Source organism: Sphingopyxis sp. EG6, from assembly GCF_003609815.1.
Taxonomy (GTDB): Bacteria; Pseudomonadota; Alphaproteobacteria; order Sphingomonadales; family Sphingomonadaceae; genus Sphingopyxis.
Map to the genome: position 1 here is coordinate 3,144,585 of NZ_AP017603.1, position 25,173 is coordinate 3,169,757.

General features: G+C 66.8%; 17 protein-coding genes. 12 read left to right on the top strand and 5 right to left on the bottom strand.

Translation table 11 applies throughout. The features are described from left to right. Positions 1-62: 62 nt before the first annotated feature. From SPYCW_RS15260 to SPYCW_RS15270, 3 genes are all read right to left on the bottom strand, one after another. Entirely contained in the window at positions 63-1,646 is a 1,584-nt protein-coding gene (locus tag SPYCW_RS15260; protein WP_120217519.1) for a tetratricopeptide repeat-containing sulfotransferase family protein, read from the bottom strand. Then, a complete protein-coding gene (locus SPYCW_RS15265) occupies positions 1,643-2,431 on the bottom strand; it encodes a hypothetical protein (RefSeq protein WP_120217520.1) in 789 nt (262 codons plus the stop codon). The genes SPYCW_RS15260 and SPYCW_RS15265 overlap by 4 nt, the downstream gene beginning before the upstream one ends. A gap of 85 nt (positions 2,432-2,516) precedes the next feature. Next, the gene (locus tag SPYCW_RS15270) at positions 2,517-5,555 is read right to left on the bottom strand and encodes a TonB-dependent receptor plug domain-containing protein (protein ID WP_172595525.1); all 3,039 of its coding nucleotides are present in this window, start codon (positions 5,553-5,555) and stop codon (positions 2,517-2,519) included. A 395-nt stretch (positions 5,556-5,950) separates the two neighbouring features. Here SPYCW_RS15270 and SPYCW_RS15275 point away from each other — a divergent pair, with 395 nt between their 5' ends. The 10 genes from SPYCW_RS15275 to glnA all read left to right on the top strand — a co-directional run bounded on the left by SPYCW_RS15275 (position 5,951) and on the right by glnA (position 21,875). Next, positions 5,951-8,308, top strand: coding sequence for a PAS domain-containing sensor histidine kinase (locus SPYCW_RS15275; RefSeq protein ID WP_120217522.1), 2,358 nt, complete (start codon positions 5,951-5,953; stop codon positions 8,306-8,308). Then, the gene (tsaE, locus tag SPYCW_RS15280) at positions 8,305-8,754 is read left to right on the top strand and encodes a tRNA (adenosine(37)-N6)-threonylcarbamoyltransferase complex ATPase subunit type 1 TsaE (protein WP_120217523.1); all 450 of its coding nucleotides are present in this window, start codon (positions 8,305-8,307) and stop codon (positions 8,752-8,754) included. Before SPYCW_RS15275 ends, tsaE begins: the two co-directional genes overlap by 4 nt. After that, positions 8,751-9,719 (top strand): aminoglycoside phosphotransferase family protein, encoded by a 969-nt coding sequence (locus SPYCW_RS15285; RefSeq protein WP_120218337.1) that lies wholly within the window; start codon positions 8,751-8,753, stop codon positions 9,717-9,719. Before tsaE ends, SPYCW_RS15285 begins: the two co-directional genes overlap by 4 nt. After that, positions 9,719-10,438 carry a nucleotidyltransferase family protein gene (locus tag SPYCW_RS15290; RefSeq protein ID WP_120217524.1) on the top strand — a complete coding sequence of 240 codons (720 nt, stop codon included), beginning with the start codon at positions 9,719-9,721 and terminating at the stop codon, positions 10,436-10,438. The genes SPYCW_RS15285 and SPYCW_RS15290 overlap by 1 nt, the downstream gene beginning before the upstream one ends. A 184-nt stretch (positions 10,439-10,622) precedes the next feature. Next, positions 10,623-13,637, top strand: a complete 3,015-nt coding sequence (gene addB / locus SPYCW_RS15295) for a double-strand break repair protein AddB (protein ID WP_120217525.1) — start codon at positions 10,623-10,625, stop codon at positions 13,635-13,637. After that, on the top strand, positions 13,634-17,107 hold the full coding sequence (addA, locus tag SPYCW_RS15300) for a double-strand break repair helicase AddA (RefSeq protein ID WP_120217526.1): 3,474 nt from the start codon (positions 13,634-13,636) through the stop codon (positions 17,105-17,107). Before addB ends, addA begins: the two co-directional genes overlap by 4 nt. Before the next feature lie 64 nt (positions 17,108-17,171). Next, a complete protein-coding gene (gene trxA / locus SPYCW_RS15305) occupies positions 17,172-17,492 on the top strand; it encodes a thioredoxin TrxA (RefSeq protein ID WP_120217527.1) in 321 nt (106 codons plus the stop codon). 147 nt (positions 17,493-17,639) lie between these two features. Further along, complete coding sequence (locus tag SPYCW_RS15310) at positions 17,640-19,826, top strand: PQQ-dependent dehydrogenase, methanol/ethanol family (RefSeq protein WP_120217528.1); 2,187 nt, start codon at positions 17,640-17,642, stop codon at positions 19,824-19,826. Positions 19,827-20,052: 226 nt separating this feature from the next. Next, positions 20,053-20,391, top strand: a complete 339-nt coding sequence (locus tag SPYCW_RS15315) for a P-II family nitrogen regulator (protein WP_037518110.1) — start codon at positions 20,053-20,055, stop codon at positions 20,389-20,391. A gap of 71 nt (positions 20,392-20,462) precedes the next feature. Then, positions 20,463-21,875 (top strand): type I glutamate--ammonia ligase, encoded by a 1,413-nt coding sequence (glnA, locus tag SPYCW_RS15320; protein ID WP_120217529.1) that lies wholly within the window; start codon positions 20,463-20,465, stop codon positions 21,873-21,875. A gap of 70 nt (positions 21,876-21,945) precedes the next feature. On the opposite strand, the gene SPYCW_RS15325 is transcribed toward glnA, so the two are convergent. Continuing rightward, positions 21,946-22,605: a hypothetical protein gene (locus SPYCW_RS15325; protein ID WP_120217530.1), complete on the bottom strand. Its 660-nt coding sequence runs from the start codon at positions 22,603-22,605 to the stop codon at positions 21,946-21,948. 4 nt (positions 22,606-22,609) lie between these two features. Next, positions 22,610-22,816 (bottom strand): helix-turn-helix transcriptional regulator, encoded by a 207-nt coding sequence (locus tag SPYCW_RS15330; protein WP_120217531.1) that lies wholly within the window; start codon positions 22,814-22,816, stop codon positions 22,610-22,612. A gap of 141 nt (positions 22,817-22,957) precedes the next feature. Here SPYCW_RS15330 and SPYCW_RS15335 point away from each other — a divergent pair, with 141 nt between their 5' ends. Both SPYCW_RS15335 and SPYCW_RS15340 read left to right on the top strand, forming a co-directional pair. After that, positions 22,958-23,476: an SRPBCC family protein gene (locus tag SPYCW_RS15335; protein ID WP_145985998.1), complete on the top strand. Its 519-nt coding sequence runs from the start codon at positions 22,958-22,960 to the stop codon at positions 23,474-23,476. Positions 23,477-23,582: 106 nt separating this feature from the next. Continuing rightward, positions 23,583-25,049, top strand: coding sequence for a PQQ-dependent sugar dehydrogenase (locus SPYCW_RS15340; RefSeq protein WP_172595526.1), 1,467 nt, complete (start codon positions 23,583-23,585; stop codon positions 25,047-25,049). Positions 25,050-25,173 lie beyond the last annotated feature (124 nt).

The following is a 25,173-nucleotide window of genomic DNA, read 5'->3' on the forward strand; positions in this document are numbered from 1 at the left end:
AAGTTCCACCAACGTGGATCAGAGCGGCCCGCTCCCTTCGCCGGGAGCGGGCCGTTTTACGTTCAGCGCGCGAGCGGCCCCAGCGCATCGCGCAGCGGCCCCAGCCATTCGGCATAGGGTTTCCACACGTCCATCCCGTCGCGGTTGAGCGGGCGGCGCACCTGCTCGCTCGATGGGGTACGCACGACGCGGTCGAGCTTGTGAAATTCGAGCAGCGCCGGATCCCAGTCGAGGCCGAGATAGCCAAGCGCCGGGCGCAGCTGCGCTTCGGGGTCGGCGACCATCGCTTCATAGTCGATATGATGAACCAGCGTCGGCGCGACGCGATCCAGATGCGCCATCATCCGCACATAATCGGTGTAGCATTGGCCGATGTCGGCGAGCCGGAACGATGAGGCATGGGCGCGCGAAAAGCTTTGCGAGAAATTCGAAAAGCAGCAGTCCATCGCATCGCGGCGGATATCGAGGAACTTCGCCTGCGGCAGGATGCGGCGGATGAAGAGGATGTTGCTCCAATTGTGCGGCAGCTTGTCGATGAAAAAGCCGCGGTCGGTCTTGCGATGGAGCGCGGCGCGGCGAAGATAGTCCTGCCCCATCGCGGCGGCGGCAGCGTCGGGGATCTGCGCGATCAATTGCGGGACCGTCACCTTGCCGCGCCGCGTCGCCATTTCCATCGCGCCGCGCAGGATCGCGGGGGCATAGGGTAGCTCGCCGACGGGTTCGATTGCGGGGTGGCTGCCGAGCATCTGTTCGAGCAGCGTCGAGCCCGAGCGCGGCAGGCTGACGATGAAGACCGGCACCGCGTCGCCGACCGGCTTGGCGCCAAGCCGCGCGACAAAGGCGGGGTCGACGGCCGCCTCGACCTCGGCGACTTCGGCGGTCAGTTCGCGCGCGTCATAGCCGATGTCGTCGGCGCGCTGCTGGTTGCCCTGCTCATAATGATCGAACGCTTCGCGATAACGCCCGCGATCGTGGAGCGCGCGGGCGAGCGCAAAGTGGAGCGGGGCGCTGTTGCGGACGTCGATCGCGATGCCGATCATCCGCTGCATATGATCGACATCGGCGTCGGTCAGCACGCGGCTCTTGATATTGGCGAGCGCCCACCAGGCCTCACCGCATTCGTCGTCGGCGGCGATCGCGTTGCGATAGGCGGCGATCGCTGCATCGACCTCTCCCGCGGCGCGCAGGCTGTGGCCATAGGCGATCCAGTGGTGCGGCTTGTCGCCATGCTGCTCGGCCAGCCGCTGCTGGATCGCCTGCGCGTCGGCATTGTGGCCCAATTTGTCGAGGATCAGCGCGTGCATCGCCGGGATGACGGGATCGTCGATCTCGGTTTCCAGCGCCGCGAACAACGCCGCCGCTTGGTCGAGCCGTTCCTGCTGGTTGAGCACCGACGCGAGGTGGCGGCGGACCTGGACATCGCGCGACCCGGCGGCGAGCGCGCGGCGCAGGAAATGTTCGGACTGGCCAAGCGCGCCGAGCAGCATCGCGATCTCGCCCAGCTTCGCGAGTCCCTGCGGCTCGTTGGGACGCGTCCGCAGATGGGCGATCACCTGCTGCGCCGCCTCTTCGAGGCGTCCGGCGTTGGCGAGCGAGGTGGCGCTGATCAGCAGCGGAAAGGCGCTGACGGTGCCGCCGATGGTCATTCGCTGTAGCCCAGCACGGCGCGCAGCCCCGGCGCCTGATAGTCGACCAGCGCGCGGTGGCGCGCGCCGAGCGTCGCGGGAAAGTCGAGCGCCACGCCGGTGAGGTTGCCGCGCGCGGTACCGCTTTGCGCCGGGTCGGCGCCGATGCGGACGCGCAGCCGCCAATCGTCGGGGCGATCGATGCCGCAGGCGGTGAGCAAGCCCGTGAAAAAGGCCTCGGCGGAAGGCGTATCGAGGTCGGCCAGATGCCGGATCAATTCTTCATAGGTCACGACATGGACGCGCGCGCCGAGCCACGCCGCGGCGTTCATTTCATAGATGTCGTTGAGCGATGGCGCCTTGCCGGGCAGGCCAAAGATCATCATCGTCAGCAGTTCATCGACCGTCAGTGCGCCGGTCTTGAAGAAATCCATGTTCCCGGAAAACTGCTCCGACGCGAAAAAGCGCGCGCGCGCGATCACCCAGTCATAGGGATCGCGATAGAGCAGGATGCGCCGCGCCGGCGCGGTTTCGATCGCCGAGGCATCGGCAAAGAACAGATGGCCCCAGCTGAGCTGCGGCCGCGCGGGATCAAAAGCGCCGCGATGCTGTTGCAGGTTGGGCCACTGGATGAAATCGCGCGCATATTGCTGTGCGACCGGCACGAACATGCGGATGATGTTGCGCAGCAGGTGGCTGCCGCTTTTCGGAACGCTGTTGAGGAACACCGGCTGGCGCAGCGGCGCCTGGACAAAGCGGCGGTTTTCGGCGTCGAGCGTGTCGGCTTTCACCGTGACTTCAGGCATCGGGCGCGGGCGTTCCTTTGGGATTATAAAAACAGTTGGGGCGGCATGTTGCCATGCCGCCCCAATGTTTGCGTTGTCAAATCGATCAGAACTTCGACTTGACGTTGATGAAGCCGCGGCGTCCGCTGAACCCATATTGCGACGCGGCGACCACCGGCCCGATCATCGAGATCGTGCCGCCGTTCAGCGTCGATACGCGCGGCGGGCGCGTGTTGAACAGATTGCTGACCCCCAGGGTGATTTCGAACCGGTCGCCCACTTCCTGCGTAATCGACGCATTGTGGTAGAAGACCGCTTTCGTCGTCAGCACGGGGCAATAGCGACCGCGCAGCGCGCTGTTCACGCAGACGTCGCCGTTGCGATCGACATATTCCTGCACGTTCGACGTACCGCCGATGACGTTCATGCCGTAAAACAGCGTCGTCCCGCCATTGGCGGCCCAGGTCATGCGGAAATCGCCGACCCACTGCGGCGACCCGACTTCACCCAAATCGTCCTCGACCGGCGAGGTCGGCAGCAGCTGGAAAATATCCTTGGTCTGCCAGGTCATGTCGGCGGTGAAGGACAGGCGTCCCAACCGGCCAAGATCGTGGCGGATATTGACGTTCAGATCGACACCGCTGTTACGCTGGCTGGCGATATTCACATATTGGTCGCGCACTTCGTTGATATTGTTCGGCGCCCCGGTCTGGCCGCGAGTGAACAGGTCACACAGCGGATCGGCCGGGAAATTGTCCGAATCATAGCAACCGAAGATGATGTTGCGGCCACCCAGCTGGGTGATCTGGCCCTTCACCTTGATGTCGAAATAATCGACCGCGATGTTGATCGTGGTATCGGGCAGGAAGCCGAGCTTGGGCGTGAGCACGCCGCCGACCACCAGCGCCTTGGACGTTTCGGCGTCGAGCAGGCCGATGCCGCCGCGCGACGTTGCGGTTGCGGTGGCGCCGCCGCCCGGATGGTTGTTCGGAATCCCGTCAGCCGCGCAATTGTCAGCGATACGCTGCGTGATGCGACCGGACGCCAGGTTCGCCGCCCAGTTGACGCAGGGATCGATGTCGGTCTGACGCGGGAAGCTGGTTTCGTCGGCGAGGAACTGTTCGAACAGCGCCGGGGCGCGGAACGAGGTACCATAGCTGGCGCGCAGGCGAAGGGTGTCGTTGAGCGCCCAGTTGGCACCCAGCTTGTACGTCCAGTTGCCATTGTCGCTGTCCGAGAAACCGTCCGACGCGCGCGTCGATTTGACGCTGGTGATGCGCGCCGCCGCCGAGAGCGTCAGATTCTGGAAGAAGGGCTTGTCGGCCAGCACGGGGACGTTGATTTCCCCGAACGCTTCCTTCGTCATGCTCTTGCCCGCGGTGATCCCCGACGTCGAGGCGCCCCAGGCGTTGCCCGCGCGGGTGATTTCGCCCGGAACGTCGTTGATGCGGTCCTGGCGGATGGTCGCGCCGAGCGCCACCTGCACCGCGCCCGCCGGCAGTTTGAACAGATCGCCGGTCAGCGTCGCTTCACCCGACTTCTGGGTATAGACGGTCTTACCCTCTTCCCACGAGAAGTAGAAATCCTTCTCGGCCTGCGTCAGGTCACCGGCGAGGAAGTTGGGATCGAGCCAGCGCATGTCGACGCACTGCTTGCCCGAAACCGGGGTGACGGTGCCGACGCACGATGCGGTCTGGAAATAGCCGGTGTCATAGGCGTCCTGCAGCGCCTGCTGCTGGCGGTACTTGCCGATGCTCTTGCTGTACTGGCCATAGACTTCCCAGCGCCAGTTTCCGGTGCCACCGAAATCGCCGCGGGCGCCCGCGACGCCGCGATAATAATCGACCTTCTGGCTGCTGTCCGACTGATCGGTGATTGCGGTCGGGCTGATCAGGTTCAGCCCCTGCCACCCCGCCGCCCAGCTGGTCGCCGGGGTGCCGGTGCCGTACAGGTCGCCGGTGTAGCCAAAGTTCCAGAACTGGCGCCAGCCGTTCTGGTAGGTTTCGCGGCGATTGAACAGGAATTCGCCGAACAGTTCGACCGAATCGCTGATTTCGAACGCGCCATCGACGAACGCCGTATAAAGGTCGGTTTCGGGGATCAGCGTCTGATCGGCCTGGAACGGGTGATAGGCGTTCTGGATCGCCAGCGATGCGGTGTCATAGCCGGTCGGGAACCAGCCGGCAGGCATGCCAAAGTCACCCGGATAGGCGGGCGCGCCATAGGTCGGCACGCCGAGCACTTCGCCGGGATATTGGAACTGCATCAGCACCGTCGCGCCGGTCGGCGAGGTGTTGAGCCCGGTGTTCGGGCCACCCGGACCGTCGAGCTGAAGATTGTCGATCAGATTGTAGGTCCAGGCGTGGCCCCAGCGCAGATCCTCGCATTTGAACTGACCGGTGCGCGGATCGATGATGTCGGCGCGGCTGCCATCTTCGCGGAAGGTATAGGCTTCCGGACAGGCGAGATAGGCGCGATCGCCGCGCTTGAGTTCCTTGACCTTGGTATAGTCGCCCGCGATCAGAATGTGGCCGCGGCTGAAGGTTTTACCCCAGATCGCGTTGATGCGATATTCCTCGCCGCCGCCGCCGAAGGGCGCCGAAACGGTGCCGTTGAGTTCGAGGCCGTTGGTGCTGGTCTTGGTCTTGATGTTGACCACGCCCGCGACCGCGTCCGACCCATAGACCGACGAGGCGCCGGTTTTCAGGATTTCGACGCTTTCGGCAATCGACTGCGGCAGGACGTTGAGGTCGAACGCCGACACGCCGCCGCGGGTACCCGCGGGACCGGCACGGCGACCATTGAGCAGCACGAGGGTGCGGTTGGGGCCGAGCCCGCGAAGGTTGATCGTCTGCGCACCCGGACCACCGTCGGTGACGAAGTTCGACGAAATGGCGGCGGTAATCTGGGTCGAGCCGGCCGCGATCGGCGAGCTTTGCAGCGTCGATGCCAGATCGAACTTGCCTTCCTTCGATGCGATATCGGGATCGATCACCGCGATCGGATCGGGGCTATTGAACGGCGTCACGCCGCGCAGGCGCGAACCGGTGACGACGATCGCGTCTTCGGGTGCGGCGGTTTCGGCGCTGGTTTCAGCCGGTGCGGTATCCTGCGCCATCGCTGGCGCCGCGATCACAACCGCCATGGCGGAAAGGCTCGCGAAACCCAGAATCCGACGCGCATGCAGCGACGCCCTGCTCAAATCATTCATAGATAATCCCCGGTTTTTAATGCCCCGACCAACCCGATCGGGTTGGCCGAAAAGTGAAAGGCGCGTCTTTTCAATCTCTTGGAGGATTTGTGACTTGCCGATGACACAAGCTATTCAAGCCCGCGCCGCGAAGTCAAGGGTAGCGCTATGCAATTCACCGCATTGTCAGTCGCCTGTGGCCCAATTGTCGCAGCGCATTTCATGGACGATCGCCAGCATGATCGGGCGTTCCGGCGCCTAGCGATTGAAACGGTCGGGGACAGTCGATAGGGCGGGCAGATGGGCCGACGCCGCTCTTTCCTGACCACCCGCCTCGCGGCGCGCGCTTCATGACGCTTTCGTCGGGGGCGCTCTTTGCGCTGGGCCTTTTTGTCGCGCTCTGGCTGCTTGCCGGATTGTGGGCGGTCGGGCGCGGGATTGCGATGCAGCGGCGCGCGGCATTTGTCGCCGGACAGGGCGAACGGCTCGCGAGCCTGGTCGAGGCGTCGCCGCAGCTGCCGGTCATCGTCCGCGCCGACTGGCGGATCGAGGCGAGCGAGAAATTGGGACGCTGGCTGGGTCTTGCCCAGGGACCGCGCAATTTCGACGAACTGCGCGGACTGGGCAGCGGGCTGGACCCCGATGGCCATGACGCGCTGCGCCAGGCGATCCTGGGCGCGCAGCGCGGCGCCAAACCCTTTACGCTGAGCCTGAAACCCCAAGGCAGCGAGCGGACGATCATCCTGCATGGCGCGCCGGCGCCGCAGGCCGTCGGCGGCCCGGGAAGCGTGCTGTTGTGGCTGAGCGATGCGACCGACGGCCAGCACGCGCTGGCGCAGGCGCGCAGCGAGCGCGACGAGGCGATGGCGGCGTTCGAAGCCTTGTCGGGACTGATCGAGGCCGCGCCGTTCCCGATGTGGTTCCGCGGCACCGACCTCAACCTCGCGCTCGTCAACGGCGCCTATGTCCGGGCGGTCGAGGCGAAAAGCGCGGTGGCGGTGATCGATGGCGGCATCGAATTGTGCGAAACCGTCGCCGGGGTCAGCGCCGCCGAGGCCGCCGAAGAGGCGCGCATCGCGGGCGCGGCGCAGGTCCGCACGATCCCGGTGACGATCGAGGGCGAGCGGCGGATCATGCGCGTGGTCGACGTGCCGCTGGCGCCGACGGGCGGACGGGTGATCGGGATCGCCGGCTATGCGATCGACATTCAGGAACTGGAGAGCGAGCGCGGCGCGCACCGGCGGTTCGTCGACACCCAGCGCGAATTGCTCGACCGTTTGTCGGCAGCGGTGGCGCAATTCGGCCCCGACCAGGGGCTGAGCTTTGCCAACCTGCCCTTTCGCCGCCTGTTTGGGCTCGAAGCCGAGGAGGTCGCCGAGGCGGCGCCCTTTGCGCGCCTGCTCGACGCGTGGCGCGAACGCGGGCGGACCCCGGAAGTGCGCAACTATCCCGAATGGCGGCAGGCGCATGTCGACTGGTTCGCGCAGCCGGGGGCGAGCGAGGAGGATTGGCTGCTGCGCGACGGCACCCACCTGCACGTCGTCGCCCAGCCGACCCCCGACGGCGGGCTGTTGCTGATCGCCGAGGACAAGACCGAGCAGGTCCAGCTGGCGGGTGCGCGCGACACGCTGCTGCGCGTGCGCACCGCGACGTTCGACAATTTGTTCGAGGCGATCGCGGTGTTCGCGCCCGACGGGCGCCTGCATCTGTGGAACCAGCGCTTCCGCCGCCTGTGGGGGATCGACGAGGCGACGCTGGCGGCGCATCCGCGCGTCGATGCGCTGATGGGCGGGCTGGCCGACCGGTTGGTGAAGCCGAACCAGATCAGCATCGTCCAGGAAGTGATCCGCGCCGCGACGCTGGAGCGGCAACAGCGCGGCGGCGAGATCGGATTTGCCGACGGGCGTTATTTCGACTTCGCGTCGATCCCGCTGCCCGACGGCAACGCGCTGCTGATCATGCTCGACATCACCCCGAGCCGGAAGATGGAGGGCGCGCTGCGCGAACGCAACGAGGCGCTGGAGGCGGCCGACAAGGTCAAGACCGCATTCCTGTCGCGGATGAGTTACGAACTGCGCACGCCGCTCACCTCGATCGGCGGGTTCGGCGAGATGTTGCAGGCGGGCTATGCCGGCAAGCTCAGCGAACAGCAGCAAGGCTATGTCAATGCGATCATGGATTCGGTCGGGGTGCTGGGGCGCCAGATCGACAATGTGCTCGACCTCGCGCAGGGCGAGGCAGGGTCGTTGGTTGTCGAGCGGGCGCCGGTCGATGTGCGCCAGCTGCTCGACCGGGCGCTCGCCGACGCGCAGGCGCTGGCTGCCGCCGAAAAGGTCGAGCTGGTCGGCAATATTTCGCCCGATCTGGGCCGCATCGACGGCGATGCGCCGCGCCTGTCGCGGCTGGTCGCGGGGCTGCTCGACAATGCGGTGCGCTACACCGCCCCGGCGCGCAAGACCGACGGTCGCGTCCTGCTGCACGCGACGGGCGATGCGCGCGCGGTCGAGATCATCGTGTCGGACAACGGCCCCGGGATGCCCGAGGCGGTCGCGGCGGTAACCAAGGGCCAGCAGGCGGGAACCGCGTCGGGGGGCATCGGCCTCGCGCTCGCACGCCAGCTCGTCGCTGCGCATGGCGGGACGATGGAAGTGGTGAGCGAGGCGGGACAGGGTACGTTGGTGCGGGTCAGCTTGCCGCGGCGGGTATGAGCCAACGATACGACTATACGCTGGCCGAGGCCGACCGCATCGGTGCCGCGATTGGCGCGGCGCTGCTACCCGGCGATGTCGTGCTGCTGTCGGGCGACCTCGGCGCGGGCAAGACGACGCTGGCGCGCGCGATGCTGAAGGCGCGCGGGCTGGCGGGCGAGGCGCCGAGCCCGACCTTTGCGATCGTTCAGCCCTATGCGCCGCCCGAGGTCGACTTGCCGATCGCGCATGTCGACCTCTACCGGATCGAGGATGAAGGCGAGCTGGTCGAGCTTGGCCTCGACGATTATCTGTACGACGGCGCGCTGCTGATCGAATGGCCCGAGCGGCTCGGGGCGCAGGGATGGCCCGGCACCCTGTCCATCACGATTTCGGGGAGCGGCGACGCGCGCGTCTTGACAGCCGACGTGCCGACGTCTTGGGGGAGCCGATGGCCGCTCCGATGATTCCGCCCCCCCATGCGCCCGCTTTCCTCGCCGCGCATGGCTGGGGCGATGCCCAGATTTTGCCGCTCGCCGGCGATGCGTCGTTCCGGCGCTATTTCCGCGTCGTCGACGGCGACCGGCAGGCGGTGCTGATGGACGCCCCGCCCCCGCACGAGGATCCGCAGCCGTTTATCGCGGTCGCCGAATATCTGTGCGGCGAGGGGTTGACCGCGCCGACGATCTTTGCGCGCGACCTGGCGCAGGGATTGCTGCTGATCGAGGATTTTGGCGATGTGCGGCTGCGCGAGACCGCCGATGCGGCGCTCGACCGCGAGGTCGAATTGTATAGCGGGGTGACCGACCTGCTCGTGCACCTTCACGCGCGACCGCCGATGCCGGGGCTGCCGGTGCTGGGGCTCGAGCAGTGGCTCGACGAGGTGATGCTGTTCAGCGACTGGTATTGCCCGACGCTGGGGATCGAGGTCGACCGCGACGCCTTTCGCGCCGCATGGGACGCCGTGCTGACCCCGGTCGAGCATGACGGCCTGCCGCGCGTCACGGTGCTGCGCGATTATCATGCCGAAAATATCATGCTGGTGCCTGGCAAGACGGGGGTCGCCCATTATGGCCTGCTCGATTTTCAGGACGCGCTGATCGGGCACCCTGCCTACGACCTTGCCTCGGTGCTCGAGGACGCGCGGCGCGACGTGACCCCCGCGGTCGAGACGGCGATGCTCGCGCGCTACCAGGGCGCGACCGGCCAAGACATCGAAAGCGCCTATTGGGCGCTCGCGGCGCAGCGCAACACGCGCATCCTGGGCGTGTTCGTGCGGCTGTGGAAGCGCGACGGCAAGCCCGGCTATCGCCAGTTCCAGCCGCGGATGTGGGGGCTGCTCGAACGCGACCTCGCGCATCCGGGATTGGCGCCGGTGCGCGCGTGGTTCGACGAAAATATTCCGGCCGACAAGCGCGCGGCGGCTTGGTGATGGACGCAAAGATCGACAGCGCGATGGTGATGGCGGCGGGCTTGGGCAAGCGCATGCGCCCGCTGACCGCCACCCGCCCCAAACCGCTGGTGCGCGTCGCGGGCAAGGCGTTGATCGACCATAGCCTCGACCGCATCGAGGCGGCGGGGGTCGGTCATGTCGTGGTCAACGTCCATTATCTCGCCGACGCGCTGGAAGCGCATCTGGCGGCGCAGAAACGCGCGTTCACGATCGCCATTTCGGACGAGCGCGACCTGCTCCTCGAAACGGGCGGCGGGATGGTCAAGGCGCTGCCCCAGCTCAGCGGCGATCCGATCCTGATCGTCAACAGCGACAATATCTGGACCGACGGGCCGGTCGACAGCATCCAGCATCTGGCGCGGCATTGGGACGGCGATCGGATGGACGCGTTGCTGCTGGTCATTCGGCAGGCAAGTGCGACCGGGCACGGCGGCAAGGGCGATTTCCATATGGACCCCAATGGCCAGCTGTCGCGGCGCAAGCCCGGCCGCATCGCGCCCTTTGTTTACACGGGCATCCAGCTGATCTCGCCGCGCCTGCTCGACGGCGCGCCCGAGGGCGCGTTTTCGACGAACATCCTTTGGGACCGTGCGATCGCGGCGGGGCGGCTCTACGGATTGTCGCATATGGGGCAATGGTTCGACGTCGGTACCCCGGCGCGCATTGCGCCGACCGAAGCCGCGTTGAGTGAGGTTTGACCACTTGCTCCTCCCTGTCGCGCAGCGATGGGGAGGGACACCGCTTGCGAAGCAAGTGGTGGAGGGGCCGCGACGTTAGCGCCACTGCCCCTCCGTCAGCGCTTCGCGCTGCCACCTCCCCATGGCTTCGCCACAGGGAGGAGCGGCTTGCGCATCACGGGCAAGCCTTGAATAACCGGGTCATATGACGACATCCCCCACCATCTTTTCTGTCCCCGTCCAGCGGGCCTTTGCCGATGCCCTCGTCGCTGGGCTGATCGACCGTTTTGCCAACGGCGCCTTGGGGCTGGCCGAAGGATTGATCCTGCTGCCCAGCAATCGCGCGCGGAGCGCGGTGCAGGCCGCGTTTGTGCGCGCCAGTGGGGCGGGGTTATTGATGCCGCGGCTGGCGGTGATCGGCGATGCCGACCTCGACGAAAGCGTCGCGCTGGCGCTCGATGTAATCGACGAGGCCGAACCGATCCCCCCCGCGATCGATCCGCTGCGGCGGCGGCTGATGCTGGCGGCGCTGATCGAGCGGCATAATCCGGCGGGCGAGGAAGCAATCACCGGCGCCGCGGCATTCCAGCTCGCCGAAGGGCTGGGCCGGGTGATCGACCAGCTGCATTATGAAGAGGTCGCCCCGGCGCGGCTCGGCGACATCGAAGCCGCGCTCGGCGATCTCGCGGGGCATTGGCAGGCGTCGTGGCAGCGGCTGCGCCTGTTGATCGACCATTGGCCCGCGATGCTCGCCGCGACCGGGCATATCGACCGTGCCGACCGCCGCAACCGGCTGCTCGCACGGGTCACCGACGGGTGGCGCGCAGCGCCGCCAGGGCGCTTTGTCGTCGCCGCGGGCGTCACTACCGCAGCGCCCGCGATCGCGCGGTTGTTGCGCACCGTAGCCGACCTGCCGCAGGGCATGGTGGTCCTGCCGGGGCTCGACCTCGGCATGGCAGCGGAGGAATGGGAGGCGCTGGGGCCGGTCAAGCCCGATCCCGATCAGCCGGGGGAGCGCCCGCTCGAAACGCATCCGCAGTATCATCTGAAGCTGTTGCTTGCTCGCATGGGAATCGCACGCGACGAGGTCGGCGCGTGGGCCGCGACGTCGCCGTTCGACGGCCCCGACGCACGCGCGCCCTTTCTGTCGCTGCTCTTTGCCCCCGCCGCTTATACCGCGCGCTGGCAGGCGGCGGCCGACGTCGCGCCCAGCCTGACCGGAGTCAGCGCCGCAACCTTTGCCGACGACGGGCAGGAGGCGCAGGGCATCGCGCTGATGATGCGGCGCACGTTGGAAGAACCGGGGCGCACCGCGGCGCTAGTGACCCCTGATCGCCTGCTCGCCGAGCGCGTCGCGGCGGCGCTCGCGCGCTGGGAGATTGCAGTCGATGACAGCGCCGGGCAGCCGCTAGGACAGACGCCGCCGGGCGCGCTTTTGTCGCTGCTCGCCGAATTTGCTGCGGCGTTCGATCCGGTGCGGCTGGTCGCGCTGCTCGGGCATCCGCTAGTGCGCGCGGGCGAGGGACGGCTGGGCTGGCTCGACCAGGTGCGGCGGCTCGATCTCGTTTTGCGCGGGCCGGGGTTGGTGCCGGGCTGGGGCGGGGTGACTGCGCGCATCGGCGAGATTGCGACCGACGGCGACCGGCGCGGGCATGGCGCCGCGCTGGCGATCGCCGATTGGTGGGACGAGGTGGCGATGGGGCTCAGCGCGATGCTTGCGCCTTTCGCGGCGGGCGTTCCCGCGCCGCCGTCAGTGCTGCTCGGCGCGTTACAGGACGCGCTCGGCTGGCTCACGGGCGAAGGGGCGTGGACGGGGCATGCGGGCCGCGCCTTGTCCGACCTGTTCGACCGCTGGGCGCTAGCGAAGGGCGATGGCCCGGCGCTGGTCGCGCCCGCCGATTTTCCTGCGATGCTCGCCGATCTGATGTCGGGCGAGAGCATCCGCCCGCCCTATGGCGGGCATCCGCGGCTGTTCATCTGGGGTCTGCTCGAAGCGCGGTTGCAGCGCGCCGATTTGATGATTTTGGGCGGGCTCGACGAGGGGCGCTGGCCGCCGCAACAAAGCCCCGACCCCTGGCTCGCCCCCGGCATCCGGCGGATGCTGGGTCTTGCCGCGCCCGAGCGGCAGCAGGGGATGGCGGCGCATGATTTCGCCGGTGCCTTTGCGGCGCACGCGGTGGTGATGACGCGCGCGATGCGCAGCGGCGGCGACCCGGCGGTGGCGTCGCGCTTCTGGCTGCGGCTCGCCGCCTTGGCGGGCGACTTGCCCGAAGCGATGCTCGGCGGGCAGCCGGTGACCGCGCTCGCCGCGATGCTCGATGTCCCGCCGGGGCAGAGCGAGCCCGCCGACAGGCCGCGCCCGTCGCCACCCCTTTCGGCGCGCCCCGACCGGATCAGCGTCACCGGGGTCGACCAGCTGGCGCGCGATCCCTTTGCCTTTTACGCCGCGAAGATATTGCGGTTGAGCGAACTCGAGCCGCTGAGCAGCGGCCCCGACGCCAAATGGTTCGGCACGCGGGTGCATAAATTCCTGCAGGACTGGCAGGCGGCGGGGCTGAGCGAGGCGGCGTTCGATGCCGAGATCGCGGCGCTGCGCGCCGATCCGGCGCTCGATTCGCTGGGCCGCGCCTTCTGGCTGCCGCGCATCGAGCCGTCGCTGCGCTGGGCCGCCGAGCGGGTGTGGGCGGCGCGCGACGAGCGCTGGCCGGTTGCCAATGAGGTCAGCGGCAAGCTTCTGGTGGACGGCATCATGCTGCGCGGCACCGCCGACCGCGTCGATCAGGCCGCCGACGGTACGGTGGCGATCGTCGATTACAAGACCGGCGCCGCGCCGTCGGCCAAGTCGGCGGGCGAAGGGTTGAACAGCCAGCTCGGCCTGCTCGGGCTGATCGCCGAGGAAGCCGGGCTCGGCGATCTGGCGCCCGAGCCGGTCGGGGCGTTCGAATATTGGGAGTTGAAGCGCGACCGCAAAAAGGGCCTCGATGGCGCGGTCAAGGTGATCAAGGGTCAAAAGCCGAAGCCATCGACCGCCGCAGCGGTGATCGAGCGGGCGCGCGAAGCCCTCGCTGACCTCAGCGCGCGCTTCCTGCTGGGGCAGGAGCCGTTCGTGCCGGGCGACAGCGCCAAACGCTATCCCGATTTCGACCAGCTGATGCGCCGCGACGAATGGTTCGGGCGCGGTGATCCCGATCCGGGCGTGACCGACGGGGGGGCGGCATGATCGATCCCGACAAGCTGCTCAAGACCCTCGACGGCGGGCAGCGCGCCGCGGCGCAGCCTCAGGACCATGTCTGGCTGGGCGCGTCGGCGGGGACGGGCAAGACGCAGGTGCTGTCGGCGCGCGTGCTGCGCCTGATGCTGGCGGGGGTGTCGCCCGAGGCGATCCTGTGCATCACCTTTACCAAGGCGGGCGCCGCCGAAATGGCGCATCGCATCCACGAACGGCTGGCGATGTGGGTGCGGATGGCTGACGGCGATCTGCGACTCGACCTCGCCGCGCTGGGCGCCGACTGGGCCGAGCCGGGCATTCTCGACCGCGCGCGATCGCTGTTCGCAACGGTGATCGACAGCCCCGGCGGCGCGGTGCGGGTGCAGACGATCCACGCCTTCTGCCAGACCTTGCTCGCGAGCTTTCCGCTCGAAGCGAAAATCCTGCCCGGATTTCGCGCACTGGAGGATAGCGAGGCGAGCGCGCTCCAGCGCGAGGTGCTGGGGCAATTGCTCGCGCGCGCCGATATCGACGGCGAAACGATGCGGACGATCGCGGCGATGCTGTCGCAGCGATTGGGGCAGGATGCAGCGATCGCTTTTCTGGCGCGCTGCGCGAGCAGCTTCACCGCCGCCAACACGCCGCGGCTGGCGCCGCGCGCCGCGGACCTGCGCGCGCAGTTGGACTTGCCGCAGGGCGATCCGCTGACCTGGCAGGCGGCGGCGCTGGGCGGGGGCGCGATTGCCGATGCCGACATCGCGGCGGTGGCTGCGAGCGGGCGCGGCTGGGGGACCAAGACCGGCGACGGGCGCGCCGACATCATGGACGACTGGTTCCGCGCCGACGCGCATGGCCGCGCCGCGATGTTGACCGCGGTGCGCGGCTGTTTCCTGACCGGCACCGGCGACATGCGCGCTGATTATACCAAGGACAAGGGCGGGATGCGCAGCTGCCTCGCCGCCGCCGAACGCATTGTCGCCGCGGCCGACGAACTGCTCGCGACCGCCACCGCGATGGCGGTCGCCGACGATCTGGCGGCGGCATGGGATCTGGGCAGCCGCTTTGCCGAGGCCTATGCGCTGGCGAAGCGCGAGCGCGGGCTCGCCGATTTCGACGATCTGATCAGCATCGCAGGGCATTTGCTGGCGCAGGGCGATTTTGGCGACTGGGTGCGCTTCAAGCTCGACCAGCGCACCGACCATATTTTGGTCGACGAGGCGCAGGACACCAATGCGCGGCAATGGGCGATCGTCGCCTCGCTGGCCGGCGAGTTTTTCGCCGGGGTCGGCGCGAAGGACGATCGCGTCCGCACGATGTTTACGGTGGGCGACCGCAAGCAGGCGATCTTTGGCTTTCAGGGGACCGAGCCCGCGGCATTCGAGGCAGCGCGGCTCAGCTTTGCCAAGCGCGCGGGCGAGGGCGGCAAACCGTTCGAGGATGTCGATCTCGACACCAACTACCGGTCGAGCCCCGCGGTACTCGACGTCGTCGATGCGTGGATCGCGGCGGGGGCGACCGAATTGATGGGCTTGGGCAGCGACGAGCCGCCGCACATTCCCGCCGAATTCAACCGCGACCGCGCCGGACGCGTCGAGCTGTGGGCGCCGCTGCCGGTGGGCAAGGCGCTTGATGCCGATACCGAGGATGAAAGCGTTGGCGAGTTCGAGAGCGATGACGAGGGGAGCAGTCTGCGCGATACGAGCGCGGCGGCGAGCGACCCGGCCAGTCTGCGGCTGTCGCGCGCGATCGCCGACGAGGTGCGCGAGTGGATCGAACATGGCAAGGACGGGCGCCCCGTCGCGCCGGGCGACATATTGATCCTCGTCCGCCGCCGCAAGGACGTCGCGGCGCGGATCGTCGCGCGGCTGCAGTCGCTGCATGTCCCGGTCGCGGGGGTCGATCGTTTTTCGCTGACGCAGTCGCTCGCGGTGCAGGATCTGCTCGCCGCGATGCGCTTTGCGGTGCAACCGCTCGACGACCTCAACCTTGCCAGCCTGCTAGTGTCGCCGCTGTTCGGGTGGAGCCAGGACGAACTGTTCGCCTTTGCTCATGGCCGCCAGAAACGGGCGCTGTGGGAGCAATTGCGCGCGCACGAGGAAGAGGTTCCGCCCGCAACGATGGCGGCGCTGCGCAGCCTGCTCGGCATGGGCGATTTCACGACGTCGTTCCGCTTTCTGGAACGCATATTGTCGGGGCCGCTCGATGGACGGCGCAAGCTGTATCACCGGTTGGGGCGCGAGGCGCGCGACCCGATCGACGAACTGCTCGCACAGGCGCTGGCGTTCGAGCGTCAGGAAGCACCGTCGCTGCTCGGCTTCCTGTCGCACATCGCCGCGAGCACCGCCGAGATCAAGCGCCAGAGCGAGGCGCGCGGCGACGTCGTGCGGGTGATGACGGTGCACGGGTCGAAGGGCTTGCAGGCACCGATCGTGATCCTCGCCGATGCGTCCGACGATCCCAAGCCAAAGCGGGTGAGCTTTGGCCTGTCGATGGGCAATTGGGACAAATTGCCGGTGTTTCCGCTCGGCAAGGACGAGCGCCATGGCGCGATTGCCGCCGCGCACGACGCCAAGGAAGCCGCAGAGCGCGAGGAGCATTGGCGGCTGCTGTACGTCGCGATGACGCGCGCCGAGGAATTGCTCGTCATCACGGGGACACGCAAGGCGGACGAGCTTCCCGAAAACAACTGGCACAGCGCGGTCGATGCGGTGCTGGCCGGCATGGGCGCCGAGTGGCAGGACGCCGGGCCGCGCTGGGGCCAGAAGCGCGTTCATGCGGTCGCGGGCAAGGCGCGGGCAGCGAAGGACAAGGTGCGCCCGATTGCGGCGCCGGTGGTCGTGCCGACGTGGGCGCGGCATGCGGCGCCCGAGGAGGCGCGTCCGCCGCGTCCGCTCGCGCCGTCGGCATTGGGCGACGATGATGTGGCGGTGGTGCCGCAGGGCGCAGCGCGCGCCGCGGCGGTGAACCGTGGGTTGTTGCTCCACGCCCTGTTCGAGCGGTTGCCGCCGGTGGCGCCCGAGCGGCGTCGCGCGGCGGCGCTGCGCTGGCTGGGCGTTCAAGCCGCGGATCTCGACGAAACGGCGCGCGCGACGATGGTCGATGAGGTCCTGGCCGTGCTGGACGACCCCGCACACGCCGCGCTGTTCGGGCCGGGGTCGCTCGCCGAAGTGCCGCTGTCGGCGGTGGTCGACGGCGCGGTGGTCGCGGGGATCGTCGACCGGCTGCTGGTCACCGACGATGCCGTGACGGTGATCGATTACAAGACCGGGCGCCACGTCCCCATCAGTACCGCCGAGGTCCAGCCCGCCTATCTGCGCCAGATGGCGGCGTATCGCGACGCGCTGGCGGCAATTTTCCCGTCGCGGCGGATCGCGGCCGCCTTGCTGTACACCGCCGCGCCGCGGCTGATCGACCTGAACGACGCGCTGCTCGACGCGCACAAGCCGGGCTTGCTGGCAACCAAGGCGAATTTGGGCGGTTGAGCCCTTGAGCCGGAGGCTGCAAGCCCTTAGCTTGAAGGCCAAGCGAAATTCAGGAGTTTTGATCATGGGTACCAAGGCAATCAGCGACGACAGCTTCCAGGCCGACGTCCTCGACAGCGACACCCCCGTGCTGGTCGATTTCTGGGCCGAATGGTGCGGCCCGTGCAAGATGATCGGCCCGTCGCTCGAGGAAATCGCCGATGAACTGGGCGAAAAGGTCGTGATCGCGAAGCTCAATATCGACGATCATCCGAACGCCCCCGCCAAATATGGCGTGCGCGGCATCCCGACGATGATCCTGTTCAAAAATGGCGAAGTCGCCGACACCAAGGTTGGTGCGGCACCCAAAAGCGCGCTCAAGGGCTGGCTCGAAAGCGCGCTTTGATCGGTCGTTCGTCGCCCCGCGCCTGAGCCGGGGCGGCGACCAGGTGCGCCTTTCGCGCGCACCGCATATTCCCCCTTGCACCCGCGTCCCATCGCGCGCAGACTTGACGTTAACGTCAACGATAGACGGCGAACGGGAGAGTTTGGGATGGCGAAACGGGTCTGGACGGCCGCGCTGCTCGGCGGCGCGGCTTTGGCATTGGCTTCATGCAACGCGTCGAAGAACGACAGCCTCTCGGGCACCGCCGCGCTCGACGAAGCCGAGAAAGCCAGCGAGACCCTGCTCAAGACCGGCGGCAGCGGCGACGATTGGGGCGCGATCGGCTTCAGCTATGACGAGCAACGCTTCAGCCCGCTGACCGACATCAGCGACAAGAATGTCGGCGAACTCGGCATCGCCTGGACGGCCGATCTGGAGGACGCCCGCGGCCAGGAAGCGACCCCGGTGGTCGTCGACGGGGTTATGTATGTCAGCCACGCCTGGTCAAAGGTCAGCGCCTGGGACGCCGCGACCGGCAAACCGCTGTGGAAATTCGATCCCAAGGTTCCGGGCGAACGCGCGGTTCACGCCTGCTGCGACGTCGTCAACCGCGGCATCGCGCTGTGGGGCGACAAGGTTTTCGTCGGCACGATCGACGGGCGACTGATCGCGCTCGACCGCAAGAGCGGCAACGAGCTGTGGTCGACGCAGACGGTGGACGCCGACAAACCCTACACGATCACCGGCGCGCCACGCGTCGTGAAGGACATGGTGCTGATCGGCAACGGCGGCGCCGAATTCGGGGTGCGCGGCTATGTCACCGCTTATGACGCCGATACCGGCAAGGAACGCTGGCGCTTCTACACCGCGCCCAACCCGACTAAGGCCAAGGACGGCGCCGCAAGCGACGAGATTTTCGCGACCAAGGCCAATGCCACCTGGTCCGACAAGGGCGAGTGGCAGACGTCGGGCGGCGGCGGCACCGTGTGGGACGCGATCGTTTACGACAAGGATCTCGACCAGATCTATCTTGGCGTCGGCAACGGCAATCCGTGGAACCACGGCACGCGCTCGAATGGCGAGGGCGACAACTGGTTCCTCTCGTCGATCGTCGCGCTCGATGCCACGACCGGCCAATATAAATGGCATTATCAGGAAACCCCCGGCGAGACGTGGGACTATACCGCGACCCAGCCGATCATCCTCGCCGAGCAGGCGGTGAACGGCACGCCGACCAAGGTGCTGTACCATGCGCCGAAGAACGGTTTCTTCTTCACCATCGACCGCACCAGCGGAAAGCTGATCGACGCCAAGCCCTTCGTCGACGGGATCAACTGGGCGAGCGGCTATGATCTGTCCACCGGGCGCCCGATCGAGAACCCCGAGGCGCGCTTCTACAAGACCGGCAAGCCCTTCATCGCGATCCCCGGTGCGCTGGGCGCGCACAATTGGCACCCGATGAGCTACAATCCCGCGACCGGCCTCGTTTACATCCCGGCGCAGCAAATCCCGCAGGGTTATCTCGCCGACATGAACGAGCTCGATCGGCGCAAGGTCCTGGGGTTCAACGTCGGCACGTCGCTGACCGGCACGCTGCTCCCTGACGACAAGGCGGCGTTCCGCGCCGCGGTCGCCGCGACGACCGGGCGCCTCGTCGCCTTTGACCCGCGCACCGGCAAGGTCGCGTGGGCGGTCGATCATCCCGCGGCGTGGAACGGCGGCACAATGACGACCGCGGGCAATCTGGTGTTCCAGGGGACCAGCCTCGGCCGTTTCCGCGCTTATACCGCCGACACCGGCAAGCAACTCCTCGATCTCGACATGCAGTCGGGGATCGTCAGCGCCCCCTCGACCTTCCGCGTGAACGGCGTCCAATATGTCGCGTTCATGACCAGCAAGGGCGGCGCCTTCCCGCTCGTCGCCGGGGTGGCGGGCGGCGCGACGCGCAAGATTCCGAACATCCCGCGGCTGGTCGTGCTCAAGATCGGCGGCACCGCCAAACTGCCCGCCCCGCCCGCGACGACGACGCTGGCGTGGAACCCGCCGCCGATGACCGCGAGCGCGGCGCAGGTAGCGGCGGGCAAAGCGCAGTTCGGGCGCTATTGCATGGTCTGTCACGGCGATAGCGCGATCGGCAACGGCTTCACCCCCGACCTTCGCGTATCGGGAACGCTGGCCAATGCCGACGCGTGGAAGGCCGTGGTCGTCGACGGCGCACTGAAGGAGCGCGGCATGGTGAGCTTCGCCAAGGTGCTCACCCCGCAAGACGCCGAAGCGATCCGCGCCTATGTCATCGAACGCTCGAACTGGACCAAGGCCAATTTGCCCGAGGCGTCGGCGCCGGTCGGGCGCTGATTGCCCAAATATTAGGCATCGAGATAATGCCGTTGCCCAGCCCTTGGGCAGCGGCGTCATTTCGTTTCAAAATTCTTACCGAAACCCCACGATTCGCCAATTGGCACGGCTTTTGATTGGTGCAAGATGGCGGGACATCGCACCGACTCGACGACAGACCGGGCAGCGCAGCTGATCCGGCTTGACGCGCAAGGCGCGGCGGCCAGCCCAAAGGGGGACGAAAAGCGTGAAGAAGATTGAGGCGATCATCAAGCCGTTCAAGCTCGACGAAGTGAAGGAAGCGCTGCACGAAGTGGGTGTCAGCGGGATCACCGTCACCGAGGCCAAGGGTTTCGGACGGCAGAAAGGTCATACCGAATTGTATCGCGGCGCCGAATATGTCGTCGACTTTCTGCCCAAGGTGAAGCTGGAAGTCATCGTCGAGGATTCGATGGCCGAACGCGTCGTGGAGGCGATCGCCGCCGCCGCGCAGACCGGCCGGATCGGCGATGGCAAGATCTTCGTCATCCCGGTCGAAACCGCGCTTCGCATTCGCACCGGCGAACGCAACGAGGACGCCCTTTAACTTTTCGCATTTTTCGAAAACCCGACAGTCACCGGCACGCCGGACCATTTCGCAAGAAGGAAGCATAGATCATGGCTACGAAGCCCAAGGACATCATCGCGCGGATCAAGGAAAACGACATCGAGTGGGTCGACCTGCGCTTCACCGACCCCAAGGGCAAGTGGCAGCATCTGACGATGGTCGCCTCGGTCCTCGGCGAAGACGAACTCGAAGACGGGCTGATGTTCGACGGATCGTCGATCGAAGGCTGGAAGGCGATCAACGAGTCGGACATGATCCTGAAGCCCGATCTTGACGCCGTCTATGACGATCCTTTCTCGGCCACCCCGATGCTGGTGATCTTCTGCGACATCGTCGAGCCGTCGACCGGCGAAGGCTATGCCCGCGACCCGCGCACGACGGCAAAGCGCGCCGAAGCCTATGTCGCCTCGACCGGGATCGGCGACACCGTCTATGTCGGCCCCGAAGCCGAATTCTTCATGTTCGACGACGTCCGTTTCGAGACCGGCTACAACAAGTCGGGTTTCGAGATCGACGACATCGAACTGCCGACCAACACCGGCCGCAGCTATGAAGGCGGCAACCTCGCGCACCGCCCGCGCGCCAAGGGTGGCTATTTCCCCGTCGCGCCGGTCGACAGCGCCGTCGACATCCGCGCCGAGATGGTCTCGACGATGCTCGAAATGGGCCTGCCGTGCGACAAGCATCACCATGAAGTCGCCGCGGCGCAGCACGAACTCGGTCTGACCTTCGGTACGCTGACCGAAACCGCCGACCGCATGCAGATCTACAAATATGTCGTGCACCAGGTCGCGCACGCCTATGGCAAGACCGCGACCTTCATGCCGAAGCCGATCAAGGACGACAACGGCAGCGGCATGCACACCCACATCTCGATCTGGGAAAAGGGCAAGCCGCTGTTCGCCGGCAACGGTTATGCGGGGCTCAGCGACATGTGCCTCTATTTCATCGGTGGTGTGGTCAAGCACGCCAAGGCATTGAACGCCTTCACCAACCCGACGACGAACAGCTACAAGCGGCTCGTCCCGGGCTTCGAAGCGCCGGTGCTGCTCGCTTATTCGAGCCGCAACCGCTCGGCCTCGTGCCGCATCCCCTATGGCGCGGGCGCCAAGGCGAAGCGCGTCGAGTTCCGCTTCCCCGACGCGATGGCGAACCCCTATCTCTGCTATTCGGCGCTGCTGATGGCGGGGCTCGACGGCATCGCGAACAAGATCCACCCGGGCGACCCGATGGACAAGAATCTGTACGACCTGCCGCCCGAAGAATTGAGCGAAGTCCCGACCGTCTGCGGCTCGCTTCGCGAAGCGCTCGACAGCCTCGCCGCCGACCACGACTTCTTGCTCAAGGGCGACGTGTTCTCGAAGGACCAGATCGAAGCCTATATCGAATTGAAGTGGGACGAGGTCTATCGCTTCGAACAGACGCCGAGCCCGGTCGAGTTCGACATGTACTACAGCGCCTGATCCGCAAGGGTCAGCGACGCCAAGGGGGGCGCCCGGTTCGGGGGAACCGGGCGCCCTTTTTGGTGGGCGTTTAGCGCGGCGCCATCATCCCGCGGCGGCCCGCCGCGACGAAGCAGGCAAGCAGCATCGATCCGAACGCCAACGACACCAAGTCGAGCGGCTGCGGACCGGCGGTCAATCCCGCCGCCGCCGCGCCGCCCCAGACGATCGCGACGAGCATCAACACATTTCCCGTGATCGCGGAAATCTCGACGGTCAGCTGCCGCCAAAGCTCGTCGAAACTTTGCCACATCCATAGCGACACCGCGGTGAAGCCGCCGAGCACGACGAGCAGGATCCAGTACGCCGCCGCGGGGCTGACCAACGCCGCGGCGCCCGCCGCCACCGAATATGCCAGCAGCATCAGCGCCGCGCCGAGGATCAGGCAACAGGCCGAGCTGGCGCCCATGCTCGATCGTTCCTCGACGATTTCTTCGGCATCGGCGACGTTGAGCAGTCGCCGACCGAGGAGGTTCGGCGCCGCGGTGCCGAGTCCGACGAACAGCCCCATCAAGGCAAAGATAAACCCGACCCCGAACAGGATGATCGACGAGGGTGCCCAATCGACCCCGCCCTGCCCCTCGGCGAGCGTGAGCCCCACCGACATGCCGCCCGCGCCCGCGATTGCGCCGACGGTCGCCTGCATCGCCGTCTTGCGCCATCCCGCCGTCTTGCCTGCCTGCGTCGTCATTTCATCACTCCTTCGGCGACCAATGGTCGATGAACAGCTCGCGCACTTCGAGCGCAAACAGGCCCGCCATGCGCAGCGCGAGCGGCAGGCTGGGATCATATTTGTCGGTTTCGACCGCGTTGATCGTCTGGCGCGACACGCCCAGACGGCGTGCGAGTTCGCCCTGGCTCCACCCCGCGGCCTCGCGATATTCGCGCACCCGATTTTCCACATCCGCTTCCTTACCTGTCAAGAGCTCTTTACAGAGACAGGGACCACTTGTCAAACACTCTTTACATGTAGCGAAATCGGTCGTTGACCCTTTTGCAAACTGTTGTCGCTATCAGGGCGCTGCATTTCAGGGGGAATTGCGATGCTACGTTCGACATTACTGGTCGCCGCGATGCTGCTGACCGCAGGTTGCGGCAAGATGGCCGAACTCGCCAACCAGACCCGCACGGTCGCGGCGCCGCGAGAAGAGGTGTTTGCCAAGATGTTCGGCGACGGCAGCGCCTTTACCGGCATGCCGCTGGTCACCAATGGCGGCTCGACGCGCCTGTATGAACTTGTCGCCGAAAAGGGCGATCCGGGTTTCGAAAAAATGGTCCCCGACGAACGGCCCGACGCGTACAAGATCAAGATCGCCGTTGCGATGGAAATCCCCCGCGAGGCCCATCTGATCTATAATGTCGACGACGGCGCGCTGACGACGGGGCTGAAATTCACCTTCGAAGAACTGGCGCCCGACCGCACCCGCGTCGATTTTGCGATCGACGATCTGGCCGGCGACGGCGCGAAGGGCTTGACGGTCAACCGATTGGTTTTGCGCAAGATCGCGCAAGAGGCGCTCGGCAAACTCGACGATTTCGAAGAAGCGAAAGAGCCCGCCTGAAGGCGCTGCGCGCGATCGCAACATGGTAAACCGCCAGGGTTGCGGTCGCCACCGACCAGTGGCAGGTTGCGCGCGGGGTGGCACGATCGCGAAAGGCATTCAGGCCATGCGGAAGCGCGTCCCCCTCCTGCTCACACCGCTGCTGCTTGCGTCATGCGGCGGCGGTAGTAGTGGCGGCGGCACCCCGCCCGCGGCCAATGCGCCGCCCAGCTTCACCTCGCTGCAAACCGCCAGCGTGACCGAGAACGGCACCGCCGCCTACCAGGCGACCGCGACCGACCCCGATGGCAATGCGCTGACCTTTTCCATCGACGGCGGCGCCGATGCAGGCCGTTTTGCGATCACCGGCGCGGGCGCGCTCAGCTTCAGCGCCGCGCCCGATTTCGACCTTCCCGGGGATGCCGACGGCGACAATGTTTATGCCGTGGTGCTGCGCGTCAGCGACGGGGCGGCAAGCGTCACACAGGCGGTGAACATCACCGTCACCAACAGCCGCGAGGGCATAGCGGTGGCCCGCGTCGGCACTGGTTTCAACCAGCCGCTCTACGTCGCCGCAATCCCCGGCGACAGCCGCGTCTATGTCGTCGAAAAGGGCGGCAACGTCTATCGGTTCGACCCCACGAACGGCAGCCGCACGCTGGTGCTCGACATCACCGACATTTCGACGAGCGGCGAGCGTGGACTGCTCGGCCTTGCTCCCTACCCCGACCATGCGACGTCGCAGCGGCTGCTCGCGGTCGCGACGGCCACCAATGGCAATGTCCAGGTGCGCCGCTACACGCTGGGCCAGCCGAACAGCTCGGCCAGCTATGACACCGTGCTCGACATCCCGCACCCGGGGTTCGACAATCACAACGGCGGGTGGATCGGCTTTGGTCCGGATGGTCTTGTCTATGTCGGGGTCGGCGATGGCGGCGGGGGCGGCGATCCGAACAACAATGCCCAGAACCGCAATGTGCAGCTCGGCAAGATCCTGCGCTTTGCCGTCGGCGCGGGCGGCAACAGCTACGCCCCCGCGCCCGGCAATCCTTTTATATCGGGGGGCGGCGATCCCTATATTTTCGCCTTGGGCCTGCGCAATCCGTTTCGCGCTTCCTTTTCGGGATCGACGCTGCTGATCGGCGACGTCGGTCAGGGTGCGATCGAAGAAATCGATGCGGTCACGACGGCCCAGCCGGGGCTCAATTTCGGCTGGCGCTTTCTCGAAGGCACCCAGCCCTATTCAGGCACCGCTCCCGCTGGCCTGACGCCGCCCGTCGCCGAATATGGCCATGGCAGCGGCCCGCGGCAGGGACGATCGGTGACCGGCGGCTATGTCTATCGCGGCCCGGTGACCTCGCTGGTCGGCCACTATGTCTTTGCCGATTTCGTCACCGGCAATATCTGGTCGGTTCCCTTGGCCAGCCTCGTCGCCGGGCAGACCCTCCCCGCGTCGCGTTTTGCGCGGCGCAACGAGGATTTCGCGCCCGACGCCGGGGCGCTCAGCAATATCGCCTCGTTTGGCGAGGACAGCGCGGGCAATCTTTTCCTTGTCAGCATCGGCGGCGATATTTTCATGGTGCGCCCCGGCTGACCGCTTGCCCCTGCAGATCAATGAAGGCACACACGTGCCGTCGCCCCCGCGCAGACGGGGGCCGCTGGCAGCTACGCGCCGCGCCGATAGCGGCCCCCGCCTGCGCGGGGGCGACGATGAGATG

Bases quoted from the DNA above. Each gene is read 5' to 3' on its own strand.
- SPYCW_RS15260 (WP_120217519.1), bottom strand. From the start codon at position 1,646: ATGACCATCGGCGGCACCGTCAGCGCCTTTCCGCTGCTGATCAGCGCC.
- SPYCW_RS15265 (WP_120217520.1), bottom strand. From the start codon at position 2,431: ATGCCTGAAGTCACGGTGAAAGCCGACACGCTCGACGCCGAAAACCGC.
- SPYCW_RS15270 (WP_172595525.1), bottom strand. From the start codon at position 5,555: ATGGCGGTTGTGATCGCGGCGCCAGCGATGGCGCAGGATACCGCACCG.
- SPYCW_RS15275 (WP_120217522.1), top strand. From the start codon at position 5,951: ATGACGCTTTCGTCGGGGGCGCTCTTTGCGCTGGGCCTTTTTGTCGCG.
- tsaE (WP_120217523.1), top strand. From the start codon at position 8,305: ATGAGCCAACGATACGACTATACGCTGGCCGAGGCCGACCGCATCGGT.
- SPYCW_RS15285 (WP_120218337.1), top strand. From the start codon at position 8,751: ATGATTCCGCCCCCCCATGCGCCCGCTTTCCTCGCCGCGCATGGCTGG.
- SPYCW_RS15290 (WP_120217524.1), top strand. From the start codon at position 9,719: ATGGACGCAAAGATCGACAGCGCGATGGTGATGGCGGCGGGCTTGGGC.
- addB (WP_120217525.1), top strand. From the start codon at position 10,623: ATGACGACATCCCCCACCATCTTTTCTGTCCCCGTCCAGCGGGCCTTT.
- addA (WP_120217526.1), top strand. From the start codon at position 13,634: ATGATCGATCCCGACAAGCTGCTCAAGACCCTCGACGGCGGGCAGCGC.
- trxA (WP_120217527.1), top strand. From the start codon at position 17,172: ATGGGTACCAAGGCAATCAGCGACGACAGCTTCCAGGCCGACGTCCTC.
- SPYCW_RS15310 (WP_120217528.1), top strand. From the start codon at position 17,640: ATGGCGAAACGGGTCTGGACGGCCGCGCTGCTCGGCGGCGCGGCTTTG.
- glnA (WP_120217529.1), top strand. From the start codon at position 20,463: ATGGCTACGAAGCCCAAGGACATCATCGCGCGGATCAAGGAAAACGAC.
- SPYCW_RS15325 (WP_120217530.1), bottom strand. From the start codon at position 22,605: ATGACGACGCAGGCAGGCAAGACGGCGGGATGGCGCAAGACGGCGATG.
- SPYCW_RS15335 (WP_145985998.1), top strand. From the start codon at position 22,958: ATGCTACGTTCGACATTACTGGTCGCCGCGATGCTGCTGACCGCAGGT.
- SPYCW_RS15340 (WP_172595526.1), top strand. From the start codon at position 23,583: ATGCGGAAGCGCGTCCCCCTCCTGCTCACACCGCTGCTGCTTGCGTCA.